Consider the following 7956-nt stretch of genomic DNA (forward strand, 5'->3'; position numbering starts at 1 on the left):
ATCCCGACTTTGAGCGTTTCCCGCGCTTTCGCGAGGCACTGGCCAGCGCGCAATTGGCGGAACTGGAAGCGGGTGATGCACTGTATATTCCCGGTATGTGGTGGCACCACGTAGAGAGCCTGGATACCCTGAATGTGCTTTATACCCACTGGTGGCGGGATTCGGCCCCGTATCTGGGGCGGCCGACCAATGCATTGCTGCACGCCATGCTCGGCTTGCGCGATCTGCCGCAACACCAGCGAAAGGCGTGGCGGGCGCTATTTGATTATTATGTATTTGATACGGACGCCGGATCTGCCGAGCATATCGAATCCGCGGCGCGCGGTATCCAGGAGCAGCCGCTGTCGCTGGAAAAGGCGATGCAACTGCGCGCGAAACTACAAAATGACCTGAAACGGTAAATACCGGAAAAACGCGGGCAATAACGAGTTGAGAGAACGAGCGTGAACACACAGAACAATATTCGCAAAGTGATCATTGCCGGTGGCGGCACCGCGGGCTGGATGGCAGCGGCTGCGCTGGCAAAGCTACTGGGAAAAAACCTCGATATAAAACTGGTTGAATCCGAGGCAATCGGCACCGTCGGTGTCGGCGAGGCAACCATCCCCACCTTGCACCTATTCCATCAGTTACTCGGTATCGATGAGCGCGAGATGATGGCGGCAACCAACGCGACCTTCAAACTGGGGATCGCGTTCGAAAACTGGAAAGATGTCGGGCAGGACTATATCCACTCGTTTGGCGCCGCGGGAAAAGATTGCTGGGCATGCAACTTCAGCCATTTCTGGGTGAAGGGCCGACAGCTGGGAATCGACCACGACATCGGCGATTACACCAAAGAACATCTCGGTGCGCGCATGGGGCGCTATGCGGTTTCCCCGCGCAGCGAGCGCACTCACGCCTATCATTTTGATGCCAGCCTCTACGCAAAGTATCTGCGCACCCTCGCGGAAAAACACGGTGCGGAACGCGTCGAAGGAAAAATCCAGCACGTTCAGCTGGATCACCACAACGGTCATATCAAGGCGCTGCAGCTGGAAAGTGGTGAACTGCTGGAAGGTGATCTGTTTATTGACTGCACCGGCTTCCGCGGCCTGCTGATCGATCAGGCTCTGCACACCGGGTTCGACGACTGGGGGCACTGGCTGCCCTGCGATCGCGCGGTGGCGGTGCAGACTGGGAAGTCCGAAAACCCGGTCCCCTACACCCGTTCCATCGCGCGCGAGTCTGGCTGGCAGTGGCGCATTCCGCTGCAATCCCGCACTGGCAATGGTTTGGTTTTCTGCAGCCACTACATGGATGAAGATGCGGCCACCAAACAGCTGCTGGAAAATATCGAGGGTGAACCGCTCAACGATCCGCGGGTGATCCCCTTCCGTACCGGCACCCGTCGCCAGCACTGGAATAAAAACTGTGTGGCGATCGGCCTGTCCAGTGGTTTTATCGAACCGCTGGAATCCACCAGCATCCACCTGATCCAGCGCAGTATCGTGCGCCTGCTGACCCTGTTCCCCTCCACCGGTATCGTGCAGACGGATGTGGACGAATATAACCAGCTGATCCGGGAAGAGACGGAAAATGTCCGCGACTTCGTGATCCTGCACTACAAGCTGACCGATCGCCAGGATTCGGAATTCTGGCGTCACTGCCGCGGCATGGATATTCCTGAATCGCTCGCGCGCCGTATGCTGGTGTTCGAGGAGAGCGGCCGCGTTTACCAGAATGGAACCGAACTGTTTGGCGAGAGTTCGTGGTTGCAGGTATTGCTCGGCCAGGGATTAATGCCGCGTACCTATCATCCCATCGTGGATATGATGAGTGACGAAGAGCTGAGCCGTTTCCTTGCGGGTATTCGCAGTCAGGTGCGCGGTGTAGTGGATGGTTGGCCGGACCATATGGAGTTTATTAATCATTACTGTAAAGCCCGTATGGAATAAGCGGAGCCGAAATTTTTTGAGATAGATCCGTTCTGGTCGTTATCGATAATTGTTGACGGTTTCACAAAACCTAACTTTCAAATGGTACCTCAGTGCCTGTTTGGCGCGGGGTGCCGCGCCATTTAAATGCCATCCACAAAGTGGGACGATTTTCCGTCCCGGAAAAGTCTAGTTTCACCGACGCAAACGATGAGAGTGCAATTGAGCGTGCGTTAGTTATAACGTGCAATAGCGCTCGAGAACTCGAATAACCAATAATCAATGCGAGGTTCATTCATGCGTCGAATCCCTGAGCAACGGGGAGCCTTTCGGGCGCCCGTAATTTCCCTTCTTGCCAGCGCGGCACTTTTTATTTCCAGTGCCGTATCCCATGCGCAACCAGTCAACCTGGCAACCGGTGCGCCGGTTACCGCCAGTACCGCAGATCTTCCGGCGAGCAACGCCGTCGATGGCAACGCCGGAACCCGCTGGGCATCCGCGGCGCAGACGGATCCGTCCTGGATTACGGTGGACCTGGGGCAGCCCTACGATCTGGATCAGGTAGAAATTTTCTGGGAGGCCGCCAATCCGGATACCTATGAAATCTGGGGATCCAACAACGGCATTGACTGGACCACACTGTCGACCCAAACCGGCGGCATATTCGGGCACCGCACGGACACGGTTACCGTGGACGGTATTTACCAGCAAGTGCGTATCCAGGGGATAAGCCGCAGTGCCGGCAACCAGTGGGGCTACTCCATCTGGGAGCTGGGCGTGTATGGCACCCCCGCCAACTGTGACACTGGTTGCCTGATGGAGCTGGATGTATCTACCGCGCAGGCGCGAATGAGTGGTGGCGATATTGTGGATGTGCACTATGCGGTAAATGGCGGCGGACAGATGAATGTGCGCATGACGCAGAGTGGCAGCAACTGGACACATAATATTCCGAACCTGTCTGCCGGTGATGTGGTGACCTACTACTTCACCAAAATTACCGCAGGCGTAGGGGAAACCACCGATCCGGTACAGTTTACCTTCACTGGCCAGGGTGGCTCGTCGTCTTCCGCTTCTTCCTCCTCTTCATCCTCCTCTTCATCCTCCTCTTCCGGGGGCGGCAGCGGTTCTGGCAGTTCCTCTGGAGGCAGTTCGAGCAGCAGTTCTTCCTCCGGTGGCAATCCGGGGTTGGGCAATATCATTCCGATTTTCAACAGCGGCACTGCGCTGGAGCCCGCCATCGTCTACGAAACCCCCACGGCACTGGTGACCCGCTTTTCAGATCGCGCGCGCGATCGCCATGCCAAGGAAGATCACTTCCAGGCTTACGATCACTACCTGAGTTTTTACTGGGAAGATCGCACCGCCGCCATTGAAATCATCGACGAGGTAGCGAAGGGCGGTGATACCGTGCGGATGAATGTGCGCACCGAGTTCAAACTGAGCGATACCGAGGCCGAAAACCGCTGGTTTTATCGCGGGGTAGGTACCGTAGCCGAGTACTGCGACAACGGCGTAATGAACGTGGTGGATAACTACAACTATTACAAGGAGCGCAGTTTCAATTGCCGGGAAAATCGTGCGATTCAGGTCGGCGATAAACTGGAATTTGAAATCAGTCAGTTCCTCGATCCCAGTGTGCCCAATGGCCGCGCAAACTATTATGGCACTACCTTTCTGTATATCGTCGGCGAAGGACTGGTCCCGTGGGATGTTGGCGGAACCACGCCATTTGGTGGAGTGAAAGATTCCTACAAGATTGCAGAAAAGGCCTGGCTGGGTGGAGATACCACGATACACGCGCTGACCTCCGGTGAGACTGACAACCACTTTATGCAGATGGCAACCAATATGGGGTACGACAATGCCCAGCCATTTATGCGTGGTCGCCGTATCCTGCATAGCTCCGCTATTGACGGCGTGCACGATGAAAAGCCGCTGGAGAATCCACCGTTTGCGCCGATGGTAGGGCGCGCAGGGCCGCACTACATCAACACCAGTTGTGGCAGTTGCCACGAGCGCAACGGTCGTGCGGTGCCGGCAGCGGTTGGCGAGCCGCTGGAAAAATGGACCTTCAAGGTGGCGGATGCAAATGGCAATCCGGACCCCTACCTCGGTTCGGTATTGCAGCCGAAGGCGCGTGACGGTGCGGCCAGCGAAGGCTCTGTTTCCATCGCCAGCTGGAGTGAGCAGAACGGTTTGCGCTCACCCAACTACGCATTTACCGGTGTGACACCACAACGCTTTTCTGCGCGAATCGCACCGAATCTGGTGGGGATGGGTTTGCTCGAAGCGGTCAGTGAATCGGCGATTATCGCCGCGGCCGACCCCACTGATTCCAACGGCGATGGTATTTCCGGCCGAGCCAACCGCGTTGTCGATCCGGAAACCAGCGATACCCGTCTGGGACGTTTTGGCTGGAAAGCCGGTGCCGCAAGTATTCGTCATCAGCTTGCGCGCGCTTTCAATTCGGACATGGGGGTCATGACGTCGGTATTCCCCAGTCCTGATTGTGGCAGCAGCCAGACGGACTGCGGTGCGACGGGTGCCGAACTTGCGGACAATCACCTGCAGGATCTCACCAAATATATTGCGCTTCTGGGCGTGCGCCCGCAGCGGAATTACAACGATGTCTCCGTGGTGAACGGTGGCCAGTTGTTCTCTTCTATCGGTTGTGTGGATTGCCACACACCGACGCTGCAGACCAGCGCATTCCATCCGTTTGCCGAGCTGCGCAACCAGACAATTCATCCCTACACCGATCTGTTAGTGCACGACATGGGTCCGGGGCTGGCAGATAACCTCGGCGAGGGAGAGGCCAGCGGTGCCGAGTGGCGCACGGCACCCCTGTGGGGACTGGGACTTTCCGCGTGCGTGACCGGCGGTGTGGAAAACCCGATCGGAGGGCAGGGCAACGAAGTGTGCACGCCCGAGCACAGTTACCTGCATGACGGTCGCGCGCGCAGTATCGACGAAGCCATTCGCTGGCATGGTGGCGAAGGTGAAGCTTCTAAAAATACCTATCAGGGACTGTCTGCATCACAGCGACAGGACCTGTTGAATTTCCTCAATTCCCTGTAACACCGCCAAACCCGCTCGCCCCACCTTTGAAACGTCATCAAGGTGGGGCGACCCGCGGGTGTTTTCCGGGTTACAAAAAAATGTGCTGACAACCCGAGCACTCCACAAGATAAAAATAAACTCGCGATGAGGAGACAGCGATGTCCAAAATGTTATTCCGCACGTCCGTTCTGAGCATGGGGCTGGCAGCGGCGGCCTGCGGTGGCGGCGGTGGTTCCGGCAATGAGGAAGATCCCGGCGTGCCCGCTGATCCGGTGGTAGAGCGGCCGGAGCAATGTCTGCAGGATCCTCTCAATTCCGGTTACTGCCTGGTTTGGGCGGACGAATTCTCCGGTGAATCGATCGATACCGAAAAATGGTCCCATGAAAAAAACTGCACCGGTGGTGGCAACAATGAGGCCCAGTGCTATACCGACGCCCCGGAAAATTCTTGGGTTACCGATGACATGCTGCATATCAAGGCAATCCGCGAAGACGTGACCGGCCCCAATCGTGTGGATGATGACCCCGATTATGATCCCGATGACACTTCCGGCAGCGGTACCTACACCTCCGCGCGACTGCGCACTAAAGGGCTCGGCGACTGGAAATACGGTCGTTTTGAAATGCGCGCAAAACTGCCTTTCGGGCAGGGCTCCTGGCCGGCCTTCTGGATGCTGCCCAGCGAATGGGTGTATGGCGGATGGCCGCTCTCCGGAGAGATCGACATTCTCGAGGCGGTAAACCTGAAGGTCGGCGGCGAAGACCGTATTCACGGCACCCTGCACTACGGGGATTCCTGGCCGGCCAACAAGTACACCGGCGAGGCCTACCAGATTCCCGGCGGACTGAATCCTGCCGACGATTTCCACACCTACGCCGCAGAGTGGGAAGAGGGCGAGATCCGCTGGTACGTCGATGGTGACCACTACGCCACCCAGACCAGTGATGGCTGGTACACCACCGCTGCCCTGGACAATCCGCTGGCGCCGTTTGACCAGACATTCCACCTGATCCTGAACCTGGCGGTGGGCGGCGACTGGCCGTCCAACGTCAACGACACCGGTATCGATGAGAGCGCTTTTCCGCAGGAGTATGTGATCGATTACGTGCGGGTGTACCAGTGCACGGAAGATTTCGACACCGGCAAAGGTTGCGCCAGTAGCGATGGCGATTTTGTACTCAATCCGGGAATCACTCCGCCGCAGGCACCGGATAGCGATGGTGACGAGTTGGCAATTTTTGATGGGGCGGTGCAGGCGCCCTATCAGTGGCTGACCTGGACCGCCAGTGGCAGCGTGGACCTGGAAGTGGTGGATGCCGGTGGTGATTACGGGGAGGTTGGTCAGTTTTCCTTCAACACCAATCAGGGCATCGGCTATTTTCAGTCGGAAGCCGCGTTCGATCTCAGCGCTTATACCTATGTGAAATTTGACCTGCGCGTGCTGGCGGAACCGGCGGATGCGGGATCCGCTTCGCTCACGTTTCGCGCCGACTGTGGTCATCCCTGCTCCTCAGGCGATATTCCCCTGGAGATGCCGTCGGTAAATCAGTGGACTCAATTCCAGATTCCGGTCATGGACCTGGTGGACGGGGGGCTGAATGCACAGAGCGTGAATACCCCGTTTGTGATTTCTCCCGGGTGGGACAATCAGATGGGAGCGGTATTGCAGGTGGATAACGTGATCTGGAGCCGCTGATCCGCGTCCCATTTTCCCGATTTGCACAGGGTGGCAAGGTGGTTTGCACCATTTTGTGACGGAACGGGGAAGTGGGACGACCCTTTCCGGCGCAGTCCGTACAAAGGAAGCTGGAAAAGCCGGGCGGACGGGAGCGGGCAAGCGACCAGTCGCCGCAGGCAAGTCACTAGACGAATAAGAACCAATGCATATCCAAGGGGAGTAGCGCGGTGATGAAAAAGCGAATTTTGCTGGGGGTCATCTCCGGACTGATAGCCGGTGGCCTCGCCGGCTGCGGTGAACAGAAAATGGCCGCTGAGCCGCAGGCAACGGATGCCACTGCTGCACAGGTGAATGACGCCTGGCCAGAACTGGCCAGTCCGATTGCCCAGGATGCGGCGATGGAAGCGCGCATCACCGGACTGCTGGACGAGATGTCGGTCGAGGAGAAGGTCGGTCAGCTGGTGCAGGTCGAAATTCGCTCCGCGACCCCGGAAGAGGTCAAACAGTACCACATCGGTTCCATTCTCAATGGCGGCGGTGCCTTCCCGGGCGACGACAAGCACGCGAGTGTTGCCGACTGGGTAGCCCTGGCTGACAGCTACTACGAAGCCACCATGGACACCAGCGACGGCGGTGTTGCCATCCCCGTAATCTGGGGCACCGACGCGGTACACGGACACAACAATGTCATCGGCGCGACCCTGTTCCCGCACAATATCGCGCTCGGTGCTACACACAATCCCGAACTGATGCGTCAGGTCGGTGCTGCTACCGCGGCGGAAGTTGCCGCTACCGGTATCGACTGGATCTTCGCCCCGACCCTGGCGGTGGTGCGCGATGACCGCTGGGGCCGTACCTACGAATCCTATTCCGAAGACCCGGCTGTGGTGCGCGACTACGCGGGCAAACTGGTCGCGGGCCTGCAGGGTACACCGGGCAGCGAAGAACTGTTCAATGGCAAGCATCTGGTTGCCACCGCCAAGCACTTCCTCGCCGATGGCGGTACCGAAAACGGCATCGACCGCGGCGACGCGATCATGAGTGAAGAAGAGCTGATCGAGATCCACGCCCAGGGTTACTTCACTGCCATCGAGGCCGGAGTGCAGACCGTGATGGCCTCGTTCAGTAGCTGGAACGGCAAAAAGATGCACGGTCACAAATACCTGATGACCGATGTCCTGAAAGAGCGTCTCGGGTTTGACGGCTTTATTGTCGGCGACTGGGCAGGTCACCAGTTCGTCAGTGGTTGCAGCAACGTGAGCTGTCCGCAGGCGATCAATGCCGGCCTCGACATGTTT

The 7956-nt window shown here is 57.8% G+C and carries 5 protein-coding genes; all 5 read left to right on the top strand.

The genetic code is table 11. The features are described 5' to 3' along the window. Window positions 1-401: cupin-like domain-containing protein (locus tag B4U49_RS02240; RefSeq protein ID WP_193432800.1), on the top strand; the 401-nt coding region annotated here is incomplete at its 5' end. A gap of 42 nt (window positions 402-443) precedes the next feature. Continuing rightward, entirely contained in the window at window positions 444-1937 is a 1494-nt protein-coding gene (locus tag B4U49_RS02245; protein WP_078082956.1) for a tryptophan halogenase family protein, read from the top strand. Window positions 1938-2213: 276 nt separating this feature from the next. After that, window positions 2214-4997, top strand: a complete 2784-nt coding sequence (locus B4U49_RS02250; protein WP_078082957.1) for a di-heme oxidoredictase family protein — start codon at window positions 2214-2216, stop codon at window positions 4995-4997. A 140-nt stretch (window positions 4998-5137) separates the two neighbouring features. Beyond that, window positions 5138-6676: a glycoside hydrolase family 16 protein gene (locus B4U49_RS02255; protein ID WP_078082958.1), complete on the top strand. Its 1539-nt coding sequence runs from the start codon at window positions 5138-5140 to the stop codon at window positions 6674-6676. A 212-nt stretch (window positions 6677-6888) separates the two neighbouring features. Beyond that, window positions 6889-7956 (top strand): glycoside hydrolase family 3 protein (locus B4U49_RS02260; protein WP_275078271.1); only part of this gene is annotated, 1068 nt, incomplete at its 3' end.

Origin of the sequence: Microbulbifer mangrovi, from assembly GCF_002009015.1 — a bacterium.
Taxonomy (GTDB): domain Bacteria; phylum Pseudomonadota; class Gammaproteobacteria; order Pseudomonadales; family Cellvibrionaceae; genus Microbulbifer; species Microbulbifer mangrovi.

Excerpts from the sequence above, each read along its gene's own strand:
- B4U49_RS02255 (WP_078082958.1), top strand. The coding sequence starts at position 5,138 with ATGTCCAAAATGTTATTCCGCACGTCCGTTCTGAGCATGGGGCTGGCA.
- B4U49_RS02250 (WP_078082957.1), top strand. The coding sequence starts at position 2,214 with ATGCGTCGAATCCCTGAGCAACGGGGAGCCTTTCGGGCGCCCGTAATT.